This is a genomic window from Flavobacteriaceae bacterium GSB9 (genome assembly GCA_022749295.1).
Lineage (GTDB): Bacteria > Bacteroidota > Bacteroidia > Flavobacteriales > Flavobacteriaceae > Flavisericum.
Genome location: CP062007.1, coordinates 3,011,125 through 3,032,231 on the forward strand (window position 1 = coordinate 3,011,125; position 21,107 = coordinate 3,032,231).

23 protein-coding genes are annotated in these 21,107 nt (G+C 36.1%); 10 read left to right on the forward strand and 13 right to left on the reverse strand.

Translation table 11 applies throughout. The annotated features are described in order from the left end of the window. Positions 1-1,335, forward strand: coding sequence for a pectate lyase (locus tag GSB9_02656; GenBank protein ID UKM66083.1), 1,335 nt, complete (start codon positions 1-3; stop codon positions 1,333-1,335). 13 nt (positions 1,336-1,348) lie between these two features. Here the strand turns inward: GSB9_02656 and GSB9_02657 are convergent, their stop codons facing one another. Beyond that, on the reverse strand, positions 1,349-2,176 hold the full coding sequence (locus tag GSB9_02657) for a DUF2807 domain-containing protein (protein UKM66084.2): 828 nt from the start codon (positions 2,174-2,176) through the stop codon (positions 1,349-1,351). Positions 2,177-2,320: 144 nt separating this feature from the next. Between GSB9_02657 and GSB9_02658 the strand changes: the two genes are divergently transcribed. From GSB9_02658 to GSB9_02660, 3 genes are all read left to right on the forward strand, one after another. Further along, the gene (locus GSB9_02658; protein ID UKM66085.1) at positions 2,321-2,905 is read left to right on the forward strand and encodes a YceI family protein; all 585 of its coding nucleotides are present in this window, start codon (positions 2,321-2,323) and stop codon (positions 2,903-2,905) included. A gap of 28 nt (positions 2,906-2,933) precedes the next feature. Continuing rightward, positions 2,934-4,220, forward strand: coding sequence for a hypothetical protein (locus tag GSB9_02659; protein ID UKM66086.1), 1,287 nt, complete (start codon positions 2,934-2,936; stop codon positions 4,218-4,220). Between the two features lie 134 nt (positions 4,221-4,354). Continuing rightward, a complete protein-coding gene (locus GSB9_02660; protein ID UKM66087.1) occupies positions 4,355-4,933 on the forward strand; it encodes a YceI family protein in 579 nt (192 codons plus the stop codon). A 122-nt stretch (positions 4,934-5,055) separates the two neighbouring features. Here the strand turns inward: GSB9_02660 and GSB9_02661 are convergent, their stop codons facing one another. The 4 genes from GSB9_02661 to GSB9_02664 all read right to left on the reverse strand — a co-directional run bounded on the left by GSB9_02661 (position 5,056) and on the right by GSB9_02664 (position 8,525). Further along, positions 5,056-5,784 (reverse strand): DUF2807 domain-containing protein, encoded by a 729-nt coding sequence (locus GSB9_02661; protein UKM66088.1) that lies wholly within the window; start codon positions 5,782-5,784, stop codon positions 5,056-5,058. A gap of 102 nt (positions 5,785-5,886) precedes the next feature. Continuing rightward, a complete protein-coding gene (locus GSB9_02662; protein ID UKM66089.1) occupies positions 5,887-7,659 on the reverse strand; it encodes a PspC domain-containing protein in 1,773 nt (590 codons plus the stop codon). Further along, positions 7,656-7,997 (reverse strand): PadR family transcriptional regulator, encoded by a 342-nt coding sequence (locus GSB9_02663; protein UKM66090.1) that lies wholly within the window; start codon positions 7,995-7,997, stop codon positions 7,656-7,658. The genes GSB9_02662 and GSB9_02663 overlap by 4 nt, the downstream gene beginning before the upstream one ends. Positions 7,998-8,078: 81 nt before the next feature. Beyond that, positions 8,079-8,525, reverse strand: coding sequence for a DUF4870 domain-containing protein (locus GSB9_02664; protein ID UKM66091.1), 447 nt, complete (start codon positions 8,523-8,525; stop codon positions 8,079-8,081). 158 nt (positions 8,526-8,683) lie between these two features. Here GSB9_02664 and GSB9_02665 point away from each other — a divergent pair, with 158 nt between their 5' ends. From GSB9_02665 to GSB9_02667, 3 genes are all read left to right on the forward strand, one after another. Next, positions 8,684-9,136: a DUF4442 domain-containing protein gene (locus GSB9_02665; protein UKM66092.1), complete on the forward strand. Its 453-nt coding sequence runs from the start codon at positions 8,684-8,686 to the stop codon at positions 9,134-9,136. Between the two features lie 148 nt (positions 9,137-9,284). Beyond that, entirely contained in the window at positions 9,285-10,085 is an 801-nt protein-coding gene (locus GSB9_02666) for a TIGR00266 family protein (protein ID UKM66093.1), read from the forward strand. A 120-nt stretch (positions 10,086-10,205) separates the two neighbouring features. After that, complete coding sequence (locus tag GSB9_02667; protein ID UKM66094.2) at positions 10,206-10,403, forward strand: hypothetical protein; 198 nt, start codon at positions 10,206-10,208, stop codon at positions 10,401-10,403. Between the two features lie 337 nt (positions 10,404-10,740). On the opposite strand, the gene GSB9_02668 is transcribed toward GSB9_02667, so the two are convergent. Together GSB9_02668 and GSB9_02669 are read right to left on the reverse strand one after the other, a co-directional pair. Next, complete coding sequence (locus GSB9_02668; protein UKM66095.1) at positions 10,741-11,163, reverse strand: VOC family protein; 423 nt, start codon at positions 11,161-11,163, stop codon at positions 10,741-10,743. Between the two features lie 187 nt (positions 11,164-11,350). Beyond that, positions 11,351-12,289, reverse strand: a complete 939-nt coding sequence (locus GSB9_02669; protein ID UKM66096.1) for a hydrogen peroxide-inducible genes activator — start codon at positions 12,287-12,289, stop codon at positions 11,351-11,353. Between the two features lie 105 nt (positions 12,290-12,394). Between GSB9_02669 and GSB9_02670 the strand changes: the two genes are divergently transcribed. Next, on the forward strand, positions 12,395-12,874 hold the full coding sequence (locus GSB9_02670) for a DNA starvation/stationary phase protection protein (protein UKM66097.1): 480 nt from the start codon (positions 12,395-12,397) through the stop codon (positions 12,872-12,874). Between the two features lie 128 nt (positions 12,875-13,002). Here GSB9_02670 and GSB9_02671 read toward each other — a convergent pair whose 3' ends face one another. The 5 genes from GSB9_02671 to GSB9_02675 are packed head-to-tail and all read right to left on the reverse strand — an operon-like array spanning position 13,003 to position 18,360. Further along, on the reverse strand, positions 13,003-14,334 hold the full coding sequence (locus GSB9_02671; GenBank protein UKM66098.1) for a DUF58 domain-containing protein: 1,332 nt from the start codon (positions 14,332-14,334) through the stop codon (positions 13,003-13,005). Positions 14,335-14,370: 36 nt separating this feature from the next. Then, the gene (locus tag GSB9_02672) at positions 14,371-15,441 is read right to left on the reverse strand and encodes a MoxR family ATPase (GenBank protein UKM66099.1); all 1,071 of its coding nucleotides are present in this window, start codon (positions 15,439-15,441) and stop codon (positions 14,371-14,373) included. 2 nt (positions 15,442-15,443) lie between these two features. Next, positions 15,444-16,649 carry a DUF4350 domain-containing protein gene (locus tag GSB9_02673; GenBank protein UKM66100.1) on the reverse strand — a complete coding sequence of 402 codons (1,206 nt, stop codon included), beginning with the start codon at positions 16,647-16,649 and terminating at the stop codon, positions 15,444-15,446. 2 nt (positions 16,650-16,651) lie between these two features. After that, on the reverse strand, positions 16,652-17,377 hold the full coding sequence (locus GSB9_02674) for a hypothetical protein (GenBank protein ID UKM66101.2): 726 nt from the start codon (positions 17,375-17,377) through the stop codon (positions 16,652-16,654). Continuing rightward, complete coding sequence (locus GSB9_02675; protein ID UKM66102.1) at positions 17,374-18,360, reverse strand: stage II sporulation protein M; 987 nt, start codon at positions 18,358-18,360, stop codon at positions 17,374-17,376. The genes GSB9_02674 and GSB9_02675 overlap by 4 nt, the downstream gene beginning before the upstream one ends. A 175-nt stretch (positions 18,361-18,535) precedes the next feature. Here GSB9_02675 and GSB9_02676 point away from each other — a divergent pair, with 175 nt between their 5' ends. Continuing rightward, positions 18,536-19,255, forward strand: coding sequence for an RDD family protein (locus GSB9_02676; GenBank protein ID UKM66103.1), 720 nt, complete (start codon positions 18,536-18,538; stop codon positions 19,253-19,255). 104 nt (positions 19,256-19,359) lie between these two features. After that, positions 19,360-19,962, forward strand: coding sequence for a trimeric intracellular cation channel family protein (locus GSB9_02677; protein UKM66104.1), 603 nt, complete (start codon positions 19,360-19,362; stop codon positions 19,960-19,962). A gap of 24 nt (positions 19,963-19,986) precedes the next feature. Here GSB9_02677 and GSB9_02678 read toward each other — a convergent pair whose 3' ends face one another. Continuing rightward, positions 19,987-21,105, reverse strand: a complete 1,119-nt coding sequence (locus tag GSB9_02678) for a beta-lactamase family protein (protein ID UKM66105.1) — start codon at positions 21,103-21,105, stop codon at positions 19,987-19,989. Positions 21,106-21,107: the final 2 nt, after the last annotated feature.

Consider the following 21,107-nt stretch of genomic DNA (forward strand, 5'->3'; position numbering starts at 1 on the left):
ATGAAAAAACATGTTTTTGCGCTATTGAGTTTTGTGCTACTTTTTTCAGCATCCTGGTCACAACAATTAGCGTTTCCAGAAGCTGAAGGTTTCGGAGCTTACTCCAGAGGCGGTAGAGGAGGCAAGGTACTTTATGTGACTAACTTAAAAGATGAAGGTAGAGGAAGTTTGCGCTGGGCTGTAGAGCAAAAGGGTGCTCGTACAGTAGTTTTTTCCGTTTCGGGAATAATTGATTTAAAAAGGCGTTTAACCATTAAATACCCAAACATTACAATAGCTGGTCAAACAGCGCCCGGCGATGGTATTTGTTTAAGGGGTGAAACATTAGTTGTTGCGGCTAGTCATGTAATAATCCGTTATCTTAGGGTGCGTTTGGGAGATGGTATGCATGGTCAGGGAAGTTTACAGGGTAAAGATGCCATTTCCATTTCGAGGGGTAGCAACATTATTGTTGATCATTGTTCGGCAAGTTGGAGCCTTGATGAGATTTTATCGGCATCGACCATGCGCCCAACTTTAACTAATGTCACTGTACAGTGGTGTTTTATAACTGAAGGGCTAAATCCAGACGGGCATGGTTATGGGTCTCTTATACGCGGTACGGGTGGTGCAAAATACAGTTTTCTGCATAATTTGTATGCCCATAACAAAGGGAGAAACCCAAGACCGGGCAATTACGACGTTAATTCACATAACAAAGACCCTAAAGGACTTCTCCTCGATTTCAGAAATAATGTTATTTATAATTGGGGCGGAAACCATGCTGGTTACAATCAGGATAAGCTTAGTGTAACCCACTTGAATTATGTGAACAACTACTTAATTCCGGGAAGTGATTCAAGAGCTACAGGTATTGCTTACGCAACCGGATCTCCATATAATAAAGCTTATTTTTCGGGGAATTATTACAATGGAAAAATTCCTTATAACCAATGGGACTTGGTGGATTTTAATGACGACTGGAGCAAAGAGCAGATTGATAACTATAAGCAAACCGAGCCTTTTGAAACAGGCACCGTGAAAACTGATAACGCGGTTATTGCCTACAGCAGGGTATTGGCTAAGGCAGGTGCTATATTACCTAAACGCGACGCGGTAGACTCAAGAATAGTACAAGGTATAAAAAGCCGAACGGGAGGCATTATTAAAAGTCAGGAAGAAGTTGGAGGATGGCCTGAACTTAAAAGTGTGAAAGCACCAATGGATACCGATTTGGATGGTATGCCAGATAATTGGGAAATTGAAAATGGACTTAATCCTAAAAATGGTAGAGATAGGAATAACCTAACCGACGATGGTTATACGGTACTTGAAAAATACTTGAATAGTATATAAAATTTAATATTTGTTATTTAACTTTTTTCTCTAACCTAGAAGTGTCGGTCATTTTATTGATTATAATCTTTGGGTTTTCGTATAAACTTATGGTGCTAGACCCACTGGCTTCAATATTGATGCTGTCCATAACTTCGAGTTCGGCATCGCTAGAGATATTACAAATGACATTACAAGAATTAATAGTGAAATTTTTACCATTAAAATGAGCGTAATTATCTAATTCTAATTGCGCGTTATTACAAGCGCCCTCTATTTCTATGTCTGCACGTTGATACAGTGTGCCTGTTAAATTTACCGTGTTTACAAGGGCTTCTATCTTACTGTTGCCACTTAAAAACAATGAGCTATTTTCGCTGGTTATATTCAATTCAAGTTTAGCACGATCGTCTGTTTCAAGTTTAAAAGCATTGGTTTTTAGCGTTAATCCCACTTTTGAAGACGCTTTGGCATTAACCGTTAGTTGATTTAAGTCCATTGTGACTAAAGATAATATCTCGGCATCCTCAGTAGTATTAATGTATTTGAGGGCATTATTGTACGCTACTTTGATATTTAGACGTTTTTTGGACCTAATGCGTGCTTTTTTGTTAAAGGTTAGTACACTGTCTACAACTTTAAATTCTATATAATCATGCAGGTTGTCGTCGGTTTCAATTTCAATCGAAGGAATTTGATTGAATATAATTTCAACTTCAAAGTCTTCATCTAAATTAATGGTATGAAATGGGCTTATTTCTATTCTTTCAATAGTCACATTTCTGCTTCCTTTTACCTTTTCTTGAGCTTCAATGGCAAAGGGGCACAATAAAATTAGCATATAGAGTAATTTGTTGTTCATTGCTAATGTTTTATTTTTTAGATACATAATGGTGAAAAAAGTCACGTTTAAAAGTAGGCTAATTTTAAATATGATAAAAATCATAGATTCGATTTAGGATTATTTGGAAGTTTGCAATGTTAAATTAATAAATAAAAAATTATTATGAATGTTTACCCAAAAATAATAAGCAGAGTATTAAGCGTAATAGCCTTTTTGGTAGTTACGGTAAATGTATCTCAAGCGCAAGAATTTAATTTGTCTAACGACGCCTCTTCTTTAAAGGTTTATGGTACTTCCAGTTTACATGACTGGCATATCAATGCAGAGCAGCAAAGTGGCAAGATAGCTTTTGAAGCTATTGAAGCGGGGAAAATAGAAAGTTTATCGCTTTCTGTGGTAGCTGAAAGTCTAAAGAGTGGGAAATCGTCAATGGACAAGAATACTTATAAAGCTTTAGATACCAAAAAACACAAGTCTATAACCTTTCAGTTAACACAGGTAAAAAGTGTAACTAATAAAGGAGAAGGCGTTTATGCGGTAGATGCTCTGGGCAACTTAACCATAGCTGGAACAAAAAAACTTGTACCATTAAAGTTTACCCTTAATGTAGCAAACTCTAAAGTGAAATTAGAAGGCGAAAAAACCTTTAAAATGACAGCGTTTAACATAGAGCCACCAACAGCATTGTTTGGAACTATTACTACAGGAGATGAAGTAACAATTAAATTTTTAACCATATTTAAATAACCAAGTAAAACAAAAAAAAGTAGAAATCATGAAATCAATATTAAACAAAACGTTACTATTAGTAGGTGTTTTAGCTGGATTTAGCAGTTATGCACAAAACAGAGATTTAGACAATTACAGACAACCTGATCAACGCGGTGTTAATGTATTCGAAGCGAAAAAGGATACAGTAACTTCCTTTGATGGTGTTAAAGTGAGAGTTGGAGGTGCTTCAACGTTACAGTTTCAAGCTATTAGCCATGAAAATTCTGGGGATGCACCATTAGCAGAAATAGGTAATAACTTTAACTTAGCAACTGCAAACTTTGATTTAGATGTTGCTTTAGCCGATGGTGTACGTATGCACTTAAGAACCTATTTGTCATCTCGTCACCACCCAGAGCCTTATGTTAAAGGAGGTTACTTCCAAATTGATAAATTAGATTTTATCAGTGAAGGGCTTTTGGCAGACTTTATGAAAAAAGCAACCATTAAAATTGGGCACATGGAAAACAACTATGGTGATGCACACTTTAGAAGAAGTGACAATGCACAAACCATTTACAATCCATTTGTTGGTAACCTTATTATGGATGCCTTTACAACCGAAGTAGGTGCCGAATTCTATTATGGATGCAACAGTGGATTTTTCGGAATGGTTGGATTCTCTAACGGTAAATTAAACCAATCTGTTGAAAACCCTATAAGCAGAAGAACAGGTGAGTATACAAGTGATATCACTGGAGGCGCCTCTTTCCTAGCGAAATTGGGTTATGATAAGCAATATAATGACGACTTCCGATTCAGATTAACAGGGTCGTTGTACAACACCGGTTATGTGCCAAGTTTATATTTGTATACTGCAGATAGAACAGGGTCTAGATATTACCATGTTATGGAGCCAATGGGGTCTTCAGGTTTTAGATCAGGACGTTTTTCGCCTAGTTTTAGAAACAGTGTAACAGCTATTATGGTAAACCCATTTGTAAAATACCAAGGATTGGAATTCTTCGGAACTTTTGAAACCGTTTCAGGTAAATCAACAGGTGATACTGATACCAGAACTGCAACGCAATATGCTGGCGAATTAATCTACAGATTTGGTCAAAGTGAGAATTTCTACATAGGTGGCCGTTACAATGTAGTTGATTCTGAAGAAACAAGTGGCGATGTAACCATAGACAGAATTCAATTAGGTGCAGGTTGGTTTATGACTAAAAACATCCTTTTAAAAGCAGAATATGTTGACCAGTCTTACGATGGTTTTGCTGCAGGATCATTGCTAGACGATGGTCAATTTAATGGGCTTACCCTAGAAGCTGCGATTAGTTTCTAAGGCTCTAGGAAAGGACAATAAAGTTAAGCTCAAAATGGCATAATCCGATGATATTTTATCAAAATAGGTTATACTTTTGAGCTTAATTTTTTAATTTTAAAGAGAAAAAGCTTCAATAAAAAAGAAATTAAGGCATGAAAAGGATACTATTTTTTGTTTCCATATTAGTGTTGTTGGCGTTTACAAGTAACTATGTTGAAAGTACATCTGTAATCATTACGCCCAACAGTGAGCTTGTCATTAATGGAAAAACTAACGTAAATAGCTTTACATGCGAGTATGACGTTTTAAGGTTTAACAGACCTATTCCTATAGCTTTTAAAAGGGTGAACGACAGAATCGTCTTTGAAAAAGCCACTCTAGTTTTAAACAATACATGTTTTGACTGTGGCGGAATGGGTATAAACGCCGATTTTCAAGAACTTTTAAAATCGGAGTCTTATCCAGAAATCTACATCGATTTAAAAGAAATTAGTGCAGACCCTTTAAAAGAAAGTAAAATTCAAGCATTACTCGATTTAAATATTTCGGGGGTTTCAAAATCCTACACGATGCCGGTAAAGCTTGATGGTGAAAATACTTTGCTTGTTACTGGGGTATTGCGTTTAAATATTCGCGATTTTAACCTGGAGCCGCCTAAAAAAGCACTTGGGTTAATCGTGGTAAAAGATACCATCGAAATTAAATTTAATTTAAAAATTAAAGAGCATTAATTCAATGTGAAAATGTTAGGTTTCTTGTGAAGCAGCTAAAATTATTACAGCCTTTGTATATGGGGGCTAAAAAAATCCTGAGCGATAAGATTTGCTCAGGATTTTTTGTTTCTTGGTTGGTGTTATTCTCTTTTTATACTCCCAGAAGAACTTTCGTCTTTTTCAACGTTTTCAGGGTTGCCATAATACCTAATATCACCTCCGCTGGTAGCTTTGGCAATGAGTGCCTGTGTTGTGTTAATAGTAATATCGGCACCACTCGTAGCCTTAACTTGGCTAGATGCCACTATCAAGTCGGGCGCTTTTATATCGCTACCGCTAGTGGCCTCGGCAAAGAGGTTTGTGGTTTTTCCCGAAAGGCGCATATCGCTTCCACTGGTTGATTTGCAGTTTAAAACAGAAGTGACAATACTCAAATTCATATCACTGCCGCTTGTTGATTTTAAATCCAAGCGTTCAAGCGTAATAGTGTTAGTTGATTGTACATTGCTACCACTGGTGGCAATAATGTATTCAACATTTGTGAAGTTAACATATACTTTTTTCGATTTTGCTCTACCAATTTGCGATTTAGTATGGATTTTTAAAATACCATTTTCAACCTCGGTTAATATAAGGTCTTGAAGGTTTTTGTCGGCTTCAACACTTATGCTTTCACTGTTGCTTTGTGTCAGTACAACATCAAGGCCTTCGGTAGCTTTAATGGTTGAAAAAGTTTCAGTAATTGGTCGTTCGGTTGTAATAACATGGCCGTTACCCTTAACGCCTTGAAAGTAAGCGACGTCGAAATTGCACGAAAAAAGCGTTAAGCTTAATATGGAGGCTACAATGATTTTAATTAATGTGGTCATGACTGTTTGTTTTTTGATTGATTATTTTAGTTCAAATATCTTTTATAATAGTTTTGATGAGAAACTTAAGTGGTTGATTTGTTGTTTTTTAATGGTGGATTGTTATTCTTCTGAATCGATTCGAACGCCATCTGAATTGATGTTGACGTTTATCTCGTCCGATTCTGCTTTTATGCCCGTATCGTCAATTTTTAAATGGTTATTATCAGCATGTATTTCAATACTGCCATCGTCAATACTTACCTTGGGCGTTTTAATTTTTACGTTAAAATGATCTTCGTCTTCGTTATGGATGCCCCTTTCCGTAATGGTTATATATTCGCTGGTTAGTCTTTTTTTATCCGATTTTCCGTAGTATAAAAAATCTTTCGCATTCATTTGGAACTTCACAACAGTTCCAACGGGTAAAAATAGTGTAGTCACAACTCTTTGGTCGCTATACTTTTTCTCCACGGGAGTGGAGAGGTAAGCGTTTAAAAGCAGTTTATTTCCATTTTGGAAATTATAGTTGTAATTAATGCTATTGGCACGAGCTATAGCGGCTTCGTAATGCCTTCCATCTGAAAATTTTTCTATTTGGATAGAGGCTAGCGAGTCGGCCGTTTGATTAACCAAAATATTAACATCTTTTATATATATGTTTTTTTCGCCATGCTCATCATAAGCTACTTTGAAATCGTTGCTTCTGTAAAACGGATTTTTAAAATAATGGTTACTTGCTACGTCAACATAAAGTGTGTCTGTTGGTTTAATATTTAGTGTTTGTTTTTCAACAATACGTTCGTTGTAAGCATGTTCACTTGCTTGGCGAATACCAACTATAATTAAACCAATAATCGACAAAATCCATAGCCCCAGTAAGGTGAATTTAGCTACATTTCCTATAGATTTTAGATTGTTTACGAGAATTTTTAACCCTAAATAAAATAGGAAAAAGAAAGGTGTTCCAACGGCAAAAAGAACCAAAAGCGATACAAACCAAATAGGTGTATTGCCCGAGTTAACTATATCTACCATGTCCAGACCGGGAATATGGACAATATCTGTAACCCCAACGGAAAACAGTGCGATAATCAAGGCAATTAAGGTAGCTGCGCCAATAAAAATTAAAAAGATTCCAATAAACTTGGCAAATACTTTAAGTATAAATACAATAATATCGGCAAGTGTATCAAAAAACGTCCGGCTGGATGATTTAATTGAGTTAGCGCTTTTTTTTACATCGACGTTTTTGGCTGCGTTACTTACCGAATCGGATACGTTTTTGGCCACATCGCTAACGGTTTCGGTAACCGAATCAAAGCCGTCTTTGATTTTTTTTTCAATGTTACTGATGTTTACAGGTTCACCAGTCATCATTAGTTTTTCGGCTGTGGTTTTAGCTTCAGGTATTAAAATCCAAAGTAAAATATACAATAGTACGCCTGTTCCAGCACCGAATATTAATAGTACCCAGGCCAGTCGTATCCAAACGGCATCAATGCCAAAATAATGCGCTAAACCAGACGAAACACCACCAATGTAGGAGTTGTCAGTATCTCTAAATAATTTTTTAGATGGCTGTGATTTTCTTTTGAAACTGGTGTTTGGTTCATCCTCAAAAATTTCGTCGTCTACTAGGTAATCTTCAGGTTGTCCCATAATAGAAATTACCTGGTCTACTTCTTTAAGGCGAATGACCTGTTTGTCGTTCTGTACACGTTCGTTAAAAAGTTCGGCTATTCTGGCTTCAATGTCGGCTATAATTTCAGCACGGCCTTGCGAGTCGGTAAATGAACGTTTAATAGCCTCAAGATAGCGTTGTAGTTTTAGGTACGCATCTTCATCGATATGAAAAAATATACCGGCTAAATTTATGTTGACTGTTTTATTCATTTTTTTGTGTTTTTTTGGCTAGTTACAATGTTTACTGCGTTACGTAATTCGTTCCAAGTGGTATCCAGTTCGTTTAGAAACAGTTTGCCTGTTTCGGTTAATCCGTAATACTTTCTTGGGGGACCAGAGGTACTTTCTTCCCATCTGTAATTTAAAAGTCCGGCGTTTTTTAGCCGCGTTAATAGCGGGTAAATGGTGCCCTCAACCACCAGCAATTTTGCGTCTTTAAGCGTATCGAGAATTTCTGCAACATAAGCATCGTCGTCTTTTAAAACCGACAGTATGCAGAACTCCAAAACGCCTTTGCGCATTTGTGCTTTTGTGTTTTCTATCTTCATGTTGTCATTCGTTTAATGTGGTGAAACTGTTCATTTTTTGATTGATTTGATTGATTTGATTGATGATTTTTTTATGATTGATTATTTTAAAAATTGTATAGTAAATGGATATTTAAACACCTCGCCATCGCGTGCTTTTAAACTCGCTTTAATTATAAGTACAAGTTCAACTATAAAAGCGATAATGGCAATGGCGCCAATAAAGCCTCCTAAGTAAAGTAATGGGGAAGGCTTACCAATACTGATATGAAAATCATGGAAACCATGAAAATCTATATAATCTAAACCGCCTAATATTTTGAAAATAAAAAACGGCATGGTGAGTGTACCCAATATAACGGCATATAATAAAATGCTCATTTGAAAATTTATAATCTGTTTGCCGTTGGCATTAATAAATTCCGATTTGTCTTTGTTTGCTATCCACAACACTATAGGCCCAATAAAATTCCCAAACGGTATAAAAAACCGGGTAAATGTCGATAAATGAATAAAGGTGGCGATGTTTTTTTGATGATTATCTAACATGATTATTTTGATTGATGATAAAACATATAATAGTTTCTTATGCAAATATATGTCTAAAAACAGGTACTTTGTTACGCATAGTACTAAAAATTAACATAAATTTAACAATTATGATTGATTAATAATTTTATAAATTAGTGAAAAAAATAAAAGATGATATGGCTTTAACCCCAAGAAAACTAAATACTTTCACCATGTTTAAATTGCCTTCAGCATATTTGTGTGGTGTGCGTACAAAATACATCGATTCGCAAAAGTGTGTGGTTACTGTTAAGCACAAATGGATTAACCAAAATCCATTTAAATCGATGTTTTGGGCCGTGCAAGGTATGGCAGCCGAGTTTTCAACCGGGGCACTCGTAACAGACAAAATTCAAGAGACTGGTAAAAAAGTTTCCATGTTGGTTATCTCAAATAAGTCTGAATTTACAAAAAAAGCCACTGGAAAAATCACATTTACTTGTAACGATGGAAACTTAATTGATGAAGCATTAGAACAGGCGATAAAGACCAAGGAAGGCCAAACATTTTGGATGACATCGGTTGGTATTGATGAACAAGGTGATGCGGTGTCTACTTTTAAGTTTAAATGGAGTATTAAGGTTAAATAGAGGAGAGCTCAGTTTAGTAGGTGGTGATTTTTCTGAGATTTATGGCTTTTGGGATTTTAGGTTCATTTTTAAGAATTTGAAAAATTTTGTAACAAAATCAATAACATTTCAACCAATAAACAGTTAAACACTTAAACCTCAATTAAAAATGACAGCACACGAAATTGACTATAGAATCTACGGTGAAGAAATGCAATACGTAGAAATCGAACTCGATCCCCAAGAGGGTGTTATCGCCGAAGCAGGGAGTTTTATGATGATGGACGACGGCATTAAAATGGAAACTATTTTTGGTGACGGTTCGCAAAAAGATACAGGGTTTTTAGGTAAAATACTAGGCGCAGGAAAACGTATTTTAACTGGTGAAAGCCTATTTATGACCGCGTTTTATAGTACCCTTCCAGGAAAAAGAAACGTATCATTTGCATCGCCATATCCTGGTAAAATAATCCCAATAGACCTTACCCAATTTGGCGGTAAGTTTATCTGCCAAAAAGATGCCTTCCTTTGTGCCGCAAAAGGTGTAAGCGTCGGTATAGAGTTTTCTAAAAAACTGGGGCGCGGACTCTTTGGTGGCGAAGGTTTTATTATGCAAAAGTTAGAGGGTGATGGTATGGCTTTTGTCCATGCCGGAGGAACCATGGCCATGAAAGAACTTAAAGCAGGAGAAACCTTGCGTGTAGATACTGGCTGTATTGTTGGTTTTGATCAAACTATTGATTATGATATTGAATTTATCGGTGGAATAAAAAATAGCATTTTTGGAGGAGAAGGCTTGTTTTTCGCAAAATTGCAGGGCCCCGGTACAGTTTACCTACAGTCGTTGCCTTTTAGTCGGTTGGCAGGTCGCGTTTTAGCATCGGCACCAAGAGGTGGAGGAAGAGACAAAGGCGAAGGTAGTATTTTAGGAGGGATAGGCGATTTAATCGATGGCGACAATAGGTTTTAAGGTTTATTTAACGAAAAAATTGGTAGGTTATCTGTTTTTTTGTTAAATTTATCCAATCTTAAAAAGAAAGCCTATAGTATAAATCTACATTTTTAAACCTAACCCTTAACTATAAAAAATATGGCACGAGCAATGCTTGAGTATACAAAAACTATACTTAATAAAGTTAGTTTTGACCCAACGTTGTTTTGCAGAGAGGTACAAAAAGCGGTACAACGCTTATTACCTTATGAGATTGAAGAGTTAAAACTGTTTATTCACTCTCTTATACGGCAAAACCCAGAATTAAATCAATGTTTAATTTATTTAAAAACATAAAAAAAGCGACCAATTGGTCGCTTTTTTTATGTTTTTAAATCGTAGATGATAAGTCATTAAAGAGTTTTTGTAACTTAATTAATACTGACTATCAACCTATCAACAATCGATTTTGCTGATGTCAAATAAATAAATTGAACAATTTTCGTTGATGCATGGACAATTTTCAAAAACAACTTTAAATCATTGGTAATTAAGGTGTTTTTAACAATTTATTGTAATATGTAGTTTATTAAATGTTCTGGAACAATGGTGAACAGGTGTGTTTTAATTGCTGTCTCTTTAGTATTATTTTTTAGGCCTTCTTAGTTTTATATTATGTTTTCGTGTGGTTTTTTTATTTGTAAAATTCTCGTTCATTGACTTTAATAGTGGTTAATTCAACTGTATACCCATCGAGATCTTTTATGTATATTGAGTCAAAATAATAATGGTCCTGGATATTGAATTCCAAATTCAATTCTACATATCTTTTTTTAGCTCTTTCAAAGTTTTCATTTGTTACATTAAACGCAAAATGGTCAATTTTTACATTTTTTGAAGATAGTTCAAGTTTAACGTGAGTTGTGTTAGCGGGAAACAATGCGATTCCAGATTTTCCGGAAAGTAAAAAGATTGGAAAGTCTCCCCATTCAGGTAATTGATAGCGTTTTAGCCCCAATACTTTTTCATGCCATTTTGCAGAAGCTTCTATGTCAGAAACTCGAATTGCTACGTGACCTAAAAATTCAATATCTATTTTATTATCATTATTTGTCATTTTTAGACATAATGTTTAAAATTATGTAGCCTTATTTCTGGATGGGTCATAATTGCTGCTAACTAGTTTATACCCCTAATTAAAAGTTCGGTAAGCTGCAAAAAAGTATATGTAAACATACTTTTTGTATTGCAATGTTTAATCAGGTGTTTTTAATTTGTTCTAATATAATAAAAATTCTTACAAATTATTTGGGCAGCGGACTTATAATTTTTACATCCTGAAAGGCAATCGCCCCGCGTATAATACTAGCAATAACATCCTGTAAAGCCTCAATGATTTGCATTTTAAGCTCGCTTTTATGGTAAAGAATGCTTACCTCGCGGGCAGGTGAGGGCTCGTTAAAGTAGTGCAGGTTTTGTTTTTCGTTGTCGTTGATGTCTAGGGTGTGCAAATAGGGTAGTAGCGTCATGCCTAAGCCTTCGTTAGAGAGTTTTATTAATGTTTCAATGCTGCCGCTTTCCAATTGAAATTGGTCGTCAGATTGGTCTTTAAAGGCTTTGCAAAGGTTAATTACACCATCGCGAAAGCAGTGTCCGTCTTCGAGCAATAGCATGTCGTTGATATCTAAATCGGCCACTTCAATTTTTTGGTTGGTATGTAAACGGTGCCCCTTCGGGATATAACTCACAAAAGGCTCATAATAAAGCACGCGTTCCTTTATGTTTTCTTGCTCCAGCGGGGTTGCGGCAATGGCGGCATCTAAATGTCCATCTTTAATTCGGGCGATAATTTCTTCGGTGGTAAGCTCTTCTATTTTTAATTTTACTTTAGGATGCTTTTTAATAAAGGTTTTTAAAAACATAGGTAGTAAAGTGGGCATAATTGTCGGGATAATACCTAGTTTGAACTCACCGCCAATAAAGCCTTTTTGCTGGTCTACAATATCTTGAATACGGTACGATTCGTTAACGATGTTACGGGCTTGCGTTACAATTTTTTGACCAACATCGGTCAGTTCAATGGGTTTTTTGCTTCGGTCGAAAATTTGAATGTCCAACTCGTCTTCCAGCTTTTGTATTTGCATACTTAATGTGGGTTGTGTTACAAAGCATTTTTCGGCAGCCTTGGTAAAATTCTGGTTTTCGGCAACAGCCAAAACATAGTATAATTGGGTAATGGTCATTTTTATCAATTTAGGCTATAAAAATATAAAAACTATCAATAAAATTTATTGAATCAAACGTTAATTATAAATTAAATTTGTAGTAAATAAAAATAAAAGGACAATATGATACTGAACAGCATAGGATTAGATTCCAAAAAGACCAAAAATTTAGCTTACGACTTAAATAATTTATTGGCTAATTTTCAAATATATTACCAAAACTTAAGAGGTATCCATTGGAATATTAAAGGTAAACGCTTCTTCGATTTACACGAAAAATTTGAGGAGTTGTATAATGATGCCAATGTGAAAGTTGATGAAATTGCCGAGCGTATTTTAACCTTAGGCGTAACGCCAATACATACTTTCGAGGATTATTCGGCCAAATCACAAGTGCCCGTTGGTAAAAACGTTTCGGAAGACGAAAAAGCCGTAAGGTTGATTGTAGAGTCGTTAACAGAACTCTTGAAAATTGAACGCCGTATTTTAAATGATTCTGACGAAGCCAATGACGAAGGAACCAACTCGATGATGAGCGATTTTATTACCGAACAGGAAAAAACCGTTTGGATGATGAAAGCTTGGTTGGGCGAAACCGTATAGCTAAAGAGGATTGATTAATAGCGAAAAAGCGACTGTTTTTAGTCGCTTTTTTTTATGGAATAGTTATTGTCTGATACCGTTGATGAGAATCGAGGTTTTGTTTTCTAATCATAGCCCCTTTGGTTTGTTTATAGCAACCCCCGTGCTTTAATTTCCAGATATTTGTTGATGGTATCAATGGTTAAGTGTTCTGGCGTAGTCAATATAGAATAAATACCGTGTTTTTTAAGCTCGTTTACGATTAGGCGTTTTTCAAAATCAAATTTTTCTGCAATTACTTTGTCATAAACCTGCTGTATGGTTTTGGCTTCGTTTTTAATAAGGTTATCCAATTCGGTATTAGTAAAGAAAATTACTACAATCAAATGGCTTTTTGAAATGGCCTTCAAATAAGGTAATTGACGTTCCAATCCGTTTAAAGTTTCAAAATTGGTGTACATTAGGATGAGGCTTCGCTGGTTAATGTGCCGCTTTATATTGGCATATAATCGGCTAAAATCACTTTCAAAAAAATCGGTTTTTATATTGTAAAGTGCTTCTAAAATTAGTTGCATTTGAGAGCTCCGACGTTCGGCCACCACAACATTTTCAATTTTTTTAGAAAACGATAGCATACCTGCTTTGTCGTGTTTTTTTAAAACTACATTACTGATTACCAATGCCGAATTTATAGCGTAATCTAACAGGCTTAAGCCTTCAAAAGGCATTTTCATTACACGACCTTTATCTATCACCGAATACACAGGCTGCGATTTTTCATCCTGAAACTGGTTAACCATTAACTGATTTTTCTTGGCCGTAGCTTTCCAGTTTATGGTGCGCAGATCGTCGCCCATAACATAATCCTTTATTTGCTCAAATTCCATGGAATGCCCTAAACGGCGGACTTTCTTTAATCCGAAATCCAAAGTATTTTGATTAATGTTTAGCAATTCAAACTTCTTCAACTGCTTAAAACTGGGGTAGGTGGGCACCATGGTTTTATCATCAAAAGTGTAGCGTTTGGCCACAATATTTAAAACGGAATGCGCATAAACGTTTAGGTTCCCAAAATGGTATTCACCACGTTCGGTGGGCTTTAAGCGGTACGAAATACATTTAGATTTTCGGGAAGAAATACAGTCTTTCAGTTTAAAATCGCGTACCTGAAATTGTTCGGGTATTTCATCAATAATTTCTAAATGAATGGTGAAATTGTAGTTGTTTTCAATATTAAGGGTTATTGTGTTGTTATCGCCATTAGAAAATTTATCGGGAACAATCCTTTGGGCCTCAATCTTGTTCTTTCCCAAGAAAATAGTCAACAAATCCGAAATAAAAAGCAGTATTAAAATCAATATGGAAAGTTGTGCCACATTGAATAATAACGGAATGAAATAGCTTAAAGCAAACAGCAGCACAATGCCAATTCCGGCATGAAAAAATCGGGGTTGTATGTAAAAGGACTTAAGGAATTTCAAACTTTGTTAGTTGTTAGTTGTTAGTTAAACCATAAACTACCTCGGAATCTCAACCGTTTCAATAATTTGTTCAATGATTTGCTTACTGGTAACGCCTTCCATTTCACGTTCTGGTGTAACGATAACGCGGTGGTGCAGCACAGGTATAGCTGCACGTTTAATGTCTTCGGGGGTAACAAAATCGCGTCCACCCATGGCAGCAAAGGCTTTGCTAGCTTTTAAAATAGCAATGGAAGCTCGAGGTGAAGCACCCAAATAGAGAAAGCGATTGCTTCGGGTAGCGACTATAATTTGAGCAATATATTTTAGTAAATGCTCTTCCACCAAAATCTGTGCGACTAATTGTTGGTGCTCTGAAATTTGCTGGGCGGTTAAAAATGGAGTTACTTCGTCGGTTTTGGCCTTATCTTTAAGTTGGTGTTCCCTGGAAAGAATTTCAATTTCATCGTTTAAATTCGGGTAGTCCACATCAATTTTAAATAAAAAGCGGTCCAATTGGGCTTCGGGCAAACGGTAGGTGCCTTCCTGTTCTATGGGGTTTTGGGTGGCCAATACCATGAATGGCATGTCAAGGATATATTTATTGCCGTCGATGGTAATTTGCTGTTCCTCCATCACCTCAAATAACGCAGCCTGTGTTTTAGCCGGTGCTCGGTTTATTTCATCAATTAAGATCATATTGGAGAAAATGGGACCTTTTTTAAATTCAAATTCGGAGTCTTTTAAGTTGAAAACCGATGTTCCTAAAATATCGCTGGGCATTAAATCGGGCGTAAATTGAATACGACTAAAGTCTACGCTTAACGATTTGGCCAAAAGTTTAGCGGTAATGGTTTTTGCCACACCGGGGACACCTTCGATAAGCGAGTGGCCTTTGGCTAAAAGTGAAGCGATGAGCATATCTATCATGTCTTTCTGGCCAACAATAACTTTGCCTACTTCTCGCTTAATTGCTTTAACGCTGTTCTGTAATTCCGTTAAATCCAATCGGTTTTTAAAACGTAAATCATTGGTGTCTTCCAAAGCGCTGCTATCGATGGAGTCTAGAACATTTTTTTCTAATTCGCTTGGTTCTTTTGGGTTTTCGGGTGCTTTATTTTCGTCCATAGTTATTTGTTGTAAAATGCTTCAATGTGGCGGTTTAATTGAGTTAGGTTGTCTTCAAAAAACTCGTTTTTAGTGCGTAACCAATTGATAAAATCTATAACTGTTTTTACATCAGCTTTTTTCTTGCCAGCTTTTGAAGCCAATTTTTCTATAAATTCTTCATTTAAAACCGAAGTGTCTAAATTATAATCGGTTCTAATTTTTTCTAAAAAGTACGTTATTTTTTTATGAATTAAGTTTTTGTGGTCCTGCGTTTCAAAGTATAAATTCGATACGGTTTTAACAAAACCTACTGTGGTATTGGGCAATGGTTTTATGATTTTAATAATGCGTTGACGACGTTTCGCATTAAAAATCATAAAAAGGATGCCAAAAATAATAGCGGTGTACCATGCCCACCGAAACGACAGCTGCTCCAGAAACCAACCGAGGTTCGATTCTTTTTCTACATCACCGTAATAGTTGGTTTGTATTTTGGTGTACGAATCAAAATACACATCTTTTTCTGGTAAATACGATAAAACACCTTCTGCATATTTGTATCGGTTTTCCTTTAAAATATTGTAATTGGTAAAAGCTTTAGGTTCGGTGTGTAGATAGATTTGGCCTTTTCCAAATGGAATTTGAAGAAAATTGGTGTGCCAATAATCAATTTTAGAGTGTCCTAAAACACGGTGGTTTAAGCTATCAAATGATGAAAAATAGCTGTCGCCTTCATTTCTGTCTATTTCAATATTTTCAGTGGCGGCGTATTTTAAAGATTCTATGGAAATACGGTCTTTTTCGTTTTTAATGAAATCGACCCTAATACCAAGTGTATCGTGCAGTTTTTGCGGAAAGTAATAATCTGAAATGAAGAGAGTGTTTCCGTAATCAACAAAATTCAATAATTCATCCATAGAATCCTCTTCCAAATAATCTGAATTCCCAATAATGATAAAACTGCCTTTGGCCACGTGTTCACCATAGCCACCTTCAGAATTTGCTTGTAAATAACTGGCAGGCTGATGGTAAACAGTGCGCACTTTTTGGTTTTTAAATAGTTTGGGCAATTCTTTGTAGAGCACACTAACGCCATAAGGTTTGTTGCTTTTTTCGTTAAACGATTCTTCCCAGTCGACTGTTTTTGTACGTTTTATGCCAATAAAAACTGCGGCCGTAACAACCAGCACAACGATAACGAGTATAATGGGCCAAACCTTTTTCATGATTAATTAACCTGCTTTAAAAGGGTTGCGAAATTGGTTTTGGCCTTCTGGTAAGCGTTGGCATTTAACGGAAATTCGCCGTACCAAATGTAGTTGTACAGATACGACGTGTATTCAAAATCTTTACTGAAAGGCTTGTCGTATATTTCGTTTAAGTATTCGCTGTTGGTTTTGTCGTCTTCAAATTTTATGTGGTTTTTAAGACTTAAATGTTTTAAAACCAACAGGTAATAATAGCGTATGGCGAGCCTATAATCACCTGTTTTTTCGGCGTTTAAAATAAAGGCGTCTATGTCGGTGTCTTCAATATTATCAGCGGTAATCTCGTTGTAAATATTGATGCTCTGGTTTCGGTTTCGCGAAAATAACCCCGAGCTGCCTTCATTCAGTAAAATATAGACCAAGAATATAACCGCACCAATAATCGCCAAGTAAAACAACCAACTGAGCGGCCCCAAATTAATAGAGAAAAAATCTTGGTTGTCCTCTTCTTTTCTGGGGTCTTCAGTTTTTTTGTAATCTTCATATTCGCCAGAACCCGACGGGGTCTTGCTCACGATATCAACGCCCTCGTAATTATATTTGTTTCCGCTGTAGCGTTCTTTAAAATCACTATCAAACTGTCTAGGATTTTGGGGTTGCTGGGTGCCGAAATAACCAAAAGATGACTGAAAAGCTAAAAGCAAAGCCAATAAAAAAAAGCCCTTATGTAGTTTGTGGATTATCAAAGGTGCGATGGTAAAACGGGGGATTGCGTAATTTGCTTTTGTATTTTAAACGGGTATACTAAATAATAATAGCTGATGATACCTAGCGTAATCAGGATAATGCTTACCGATAGCCAGTGTGGCATAATGTTAGAATAGCGGGTAACAAAACCTTCCAAAAAACCGGCAGCAAAGGTAAATGGCATGGTACTGATTAAAATTTTAATGCCCGTTTTGGCACCCATTTTAAAGGAGGTGTAACGTGAATGTGTGCCCGGAAAGAGGATGCTGGCCCCTAAAATAAGCCCGGCGGCACACTCGATAACAATGGCGAAAATTTCCATGGAGCCATGTATCCAAATACCACGGACGCTTTCCCAAAACACATTTTTTTCATAAAAGAAATACTGAAATGAGCCCAGCATTATGCAATTGTTGAACATAATGTAAAGTGTGCCAATGCCCAAAAACACGCCCAAAACAAAAGCAATAATGCCCACTTTTAAATTGTTTATGGTAATGCCAATAAAACTGCCCCAATTGCTGCCACTTTTATAAACTGCTACGGGGTCGCCCTTTTCAATATTTTCAAGTGACATATTAACGTAATTATCCCCCAAAATAGAGCGCACGAATTCACCATCATTAGCTGCCGAAATCACCCCAATAGAGGTGAATGCGAAAAAAATGATAAAAGCCACGTAAATAAATTTTCGGAATTGGTAGCAGATTAATGGAACTTCAGTTTTCCAAAAACCAACAAGCCTGTTGGAATCATGGCGTTTGGTTTTATAAATTTTTTGGAATGCTTTAGCCGCTAGTTGATTTAAGTAAGTAATTACCTTGCTTTTTGGGTAATAGGTTTGTGCGTAGGCCAAGTCGTTGATTAAATGAATGTACTGGGAAGCCAATTCATCGGGGTCTTTAAAATCATTATTAAAAATGGCTTTTTCAAAACTGAGCCATTTTTCCTTATTTTGTTTGATGAATGAAACTTCCCTCATATTTTTTTTGAGTCAGCGTAACCGATTTTAAATTTTTGTCTCACCCTGTATTTGTTTCAGGGGCTCATATTAAACTCGATTCAAATATTTTATGAAATGTCGAAACAAGTTCGGCATGACAAACGTTATTTTTAGAATAAAAAAATCATGTATTTTTGATAAATTAAAATATAAAATGTCAGAGTTACAAATTAACACCACCCAAAATGTAAAAATAGCGTTTCGTGCTGCTGGAGCAGGAGAGCGGTTATTGGCTTTTTTTATTGATATAGCCATAAAAATAGGTTATTTAATGGTTGTGAGTTGGGGGTTTGGAGCGTTCGATAACATGGACCAATGGTCGCAAATAGCTATCAATACCGTTTTGAGTTTTCCGGTGATGTTTTACACTTTGGCATTAGAATCGCTTTTTGAAGGGCAAACCTTAGGAAAGCGCGTAATGAAAATCAGGGTTGTTAAAATTGATGGCTATCAAGCCTCGTTTTCAGATTATGTGGTGCGATGGTTTTTTCGGATAGTTGATGTTTATATTTTCGGAATGGGCTTTTTTGTGATGATGTTCAACAAAAAAACACAGCGTATTGGTGATATGGCTGCCGGAACCGCCGTTATTGGTTTAAAGGACAGCGTAAATATTAGTCATACCATTCTTGAAAATTTGCGTGAAGACTATAGGCCCTCGTATCCTAATGTGATTAAATTGTCTGATAATGATGCACGAATTATAAAGGACACCTATAGCTCGGCCAGAGTAGCGAAAGATTACCCAACTTTAATAAAACTCCGCAAAAAAATTATTGAGGTGGTTGGTATTAAAGAAGTGAAACAAAAAACGGATATGGAATTTATAGATGTGATTTTAAAAGATTATAATTTCTATACCCAAGATATGTAAGCCGAGAATCACGTTTTGTCCAGCAAAATGTCTGTGGGATAGTTTAAACTGGGTATTAAAATTTCCCAGCGCCCATATTGGAAAATTAATTGACTAAAAAAACAATGTTTTATACCATAGATATTCTAGGAACCATCGCTTTTGCCATTTCGGGTGTGTTGGTGGCTTTTAACAAGCGCATGGATTTATTCGGAATTTTGATTATTGCCTTTGTAACGGCTGTTGGCGGTGGTACTCTACGCGATGTGCTTATTGGCGAAACACCAGTAAGTTGGATGCGCGACATGACTTATACCTATGTTATTTTGGCCTCGGCCATTTTTGCCATCATTTTTAGGAGTAAAATTAATTATTTACGAACATCGTTATTTTTGTTCGATACCATTGGCATTGGGCTGTACACTTTAGTAGGTATTGAAAAAGGGTTAAGTGCCGGACTGAATCCTATTATTTGTATTGCTTTAGGAACGATTACCGCAAGCTTTGGAGGGGTAACACGCGATATTTTATGCAACGAGATACCTGTGATTTTTAGAAAGGAAATTTATGCTACAGCCTGTATTTTGGGGGGCTTCACTTATTTTGTCTTGCGTGAATTCCCCATTAAGGAAAATATTGTGTTTATAGTTGCCGGATTAGTGGTTATTGTTACCCGATTGCTGGCCGTAAAATTTAAAATCGCTTTGCCCAACATTTACAGGAATTAGTTATTACATTATTGATTTGATTACCTAGTACCACATGAGCTGTTCTACAGCTTCTGATGGTTGCCTATTATAAACTATCGCAACAATTTTTGATGCTATTTCATGAGCGTCAATAGAAGTGCTGTTTGAAAGCACAAATATGAACGTGTCAGATTCTGGAAAATAAAATTGACTGCTTACAAAGCCGTAAATCCATCCATCATGAAAATAAACAGTTTCGTTGGCAAATGTTTTAACAAACGACCCCAAGCCATAACCGGTAGATGTCCCAGAGGTTAGTTGCGCTGATGTGAACATTTTAGATAGTTGGCTTTTTGATATAATATCACCACTATGCAAAGATTTACTCCATGCATATAAATCATTTACATTGGATATAATGTTACCGGCAGCAAAAGGCACTTTCATTGTCATGAATTGTGCTGGTTTGAATCCCAAAGAATCGAGCGAATACCCTTGTGTTCTATTTGGAATAAGGGCTTCGGGGTTATCGCAAAAGGTGTTTTTTAGTTTTGCTGGTTTAAAAATATTTTGAACCAAAAACGACTCATACCCTAAACCACTTGTTTTTTCAATGATTAGGCCTAGAAGCGTATAACCAGAATCGCTATATGAATACTTACTGCCGGGTGGAAAGTTTAATGGTTCATCCTTAAATAAAGCAACAATTTGCTCTGGTGTTAATGCTGTTTTTTCAATGTCTGAAATATCACTACGTTCTGTAAATGAAGGTATTCCAGAGGTATGATTGAGTAGGTTCTCTATGGTTATGTTATAACCCTTATTAGGATATTCGGGCAAGTATTTTTGAATATTGTCTTTAATACTTAGTTTCCCATCTTCCTCTAATTTTAAGATGGCTGCCGCTGTAAATTGTTTGGACAACGATCCAATTTTATAGATTAATTGAGGGGTGGTTCGAACACTTAGTTCTAAGCTTGCTAAGCCATATCCTTGCCTTATAATTTCCTTACCGTTTTCCATCACCAGTACAGTAAAGCCCGGGCCATTGGGTTTGACATAGGTTGTAGCAAGGCTGTCAACTGAATTAACAATAAAAAAATCTTTGCTTTGAATAGAATCTTTACAACTTCCCAGGAAAATTAGAACAAATACCATTAATATTTTTACAGCTACTTTCATAA

What these genes read in the sequence shown, in the direction of transcription:
- GSB9_02675 (UKM66102.1), bottom strand. Translation starts at nt 18,360, where the DNA reads ATGAGGGAAGTTTCATTCATCAAACAAAATAAGGAAAAATGGCTCAGT.
- GSB9_02660 (UKM66087.1), top strand. Translation starts at nt 4,355, where the DNA reads ATGAAAAGGATACTATTTTTTGTTTCCATATTAGTGTTGTTGGCGTTT.
- GSB9_02657 (UKM66084.2), bottom strand. Translation starts at nt 2,176, where the DNA reads ATGAACAACAAATTACTCTATATGCTAATTTTATTGTGCCCCTTTGCC.
- GSB9_02666 (UKM66093.1), top strand. Translation starts at nt 9,285, where the DNA reads ATGACAGCACACGAAATTGACTATAGAATCTACGGTGAAGAAATGCAA.
- GSB9_02658 (UKM66085.1), top strand. Translation starts at nt 2,321, where the DNA reads ATGAATGTTTACCCAAAAATAATAAGCAGAGTATTAAGCGTAATAGCC.
- GSB9_02661 (UKM66088.1), bottom strand. Translation starts at nt 5,784, where the DNA reads ATGACCACATTAATTAAAATCATTGTAGCCTCCATATTAAGCTTAACG.
- GSB9_02667 (UKM66094.2), top strand. Translation starts at nt 10,206, where the DNA reads ATGGCACGAGCAATGCTTGAGTATACAAAAACTATACTTAATAAAGTT.
- GSB9_02673 (UKM66100.1), bottom strand. Translation starts at nt 16,649, where the DNA reads ATGAAAAAGGTTTGGCCCATTATACTCGTTATCGTTGTGCTGGTTGTT.
- GSB9_02676 (UKM66103.1), top strand. Translation starts at nt 18,536, where the DNA reads ATGTCAGAGTTACAAATTAACACCACCCAAAATGTAAAAATAGCGTTT.
- GSB9_02669 (UKM66096.1), bottom strand. Translation starts at nt 12,289, where the DNA reads ATGACCATTACCCAATTATACTATGTTTTGGCTGTTGCCGAAAACCAG.
- GSB9_02668 (UKM66095.1), bottom strand. Translation starts at nt 11,163, where the DNA reads ATGACAAATAATGATAATAAAATAGATATTGAATTTTTAGGTCACGTA.
- GSB9_02656 (UKM66083.1), top strand. Translation starts at nt 1, where the DNA reads ATGAAAAAACATGTTTTTGCGCTATTGAGTTTTGTGCTACTTTTTTCA.
- GSB9_02678 (UKM66105.1), bottom strand. Translation starts at nt 21,105, where the DNA reads ATGAAAGTAGCTGTAAAAATATTAATGGTATTTGTTCTAATTTTCCTG.
- GSB9_02665 (UKM66092.1), top strand. Translation starts at nt 8,684, where the DNA reads ATGGCTTTAACCCCAAGAAAACTAAATACTTTCACCATGTTTAAATTG.
- GSB9_02670 (UKM66097.1), top strand. Translation starts at nt 12,395, where the DNA reads ATGATACTGAACAGCATAGGATTAGATTCCAAAAAGACCAAAAATTTA.
- GSB9_02659 (UKM66086.1), top strand. Translation starts at nt 2,934, where the DNA reads ATGAAATCAATATTAAACAAAACGTTACTATTAGTAGGTGTTTTAGCT.
- GSB9_02664 (UKM66091.1), bottom strand. Translation starts at nt 8,525, where the DNA reads ATGTTAGATAATCATCAAAAAAACATCGCCACCTTTATTCATTTATCG.
- GSB9_02663 (UKM66090.1), bottom strand. Translation starts at nt 7,997, where the DNA reads ATGAAGATAGAAAACACAAAAGCACAAATGCGCAAAGGCGTTTTGGAG.
- GSB9_02662 (UKM66089.1), bottom strand. Translation starts at nt 7,659, where the DNA reads ATGAATAAAACAGTCAACATAAATTTAGCCGGTATATTTTTTCATATC.
- GSB9_02677 (UKM66104.1), top strand. Translation starts at nt 19,360, where the DNA reads ATGTTTTATACCATAGATATTCTAGGAACCATCGCTTTTGCCATTTCG.
- GSB9_02672 (UKM66099.1), bottom strand. Translation starts at nt 15,441, where the DNA reads ATGGACGAAAATAAAGCACCCGAAAACCCAAAAGAACCAAGCGAATTA.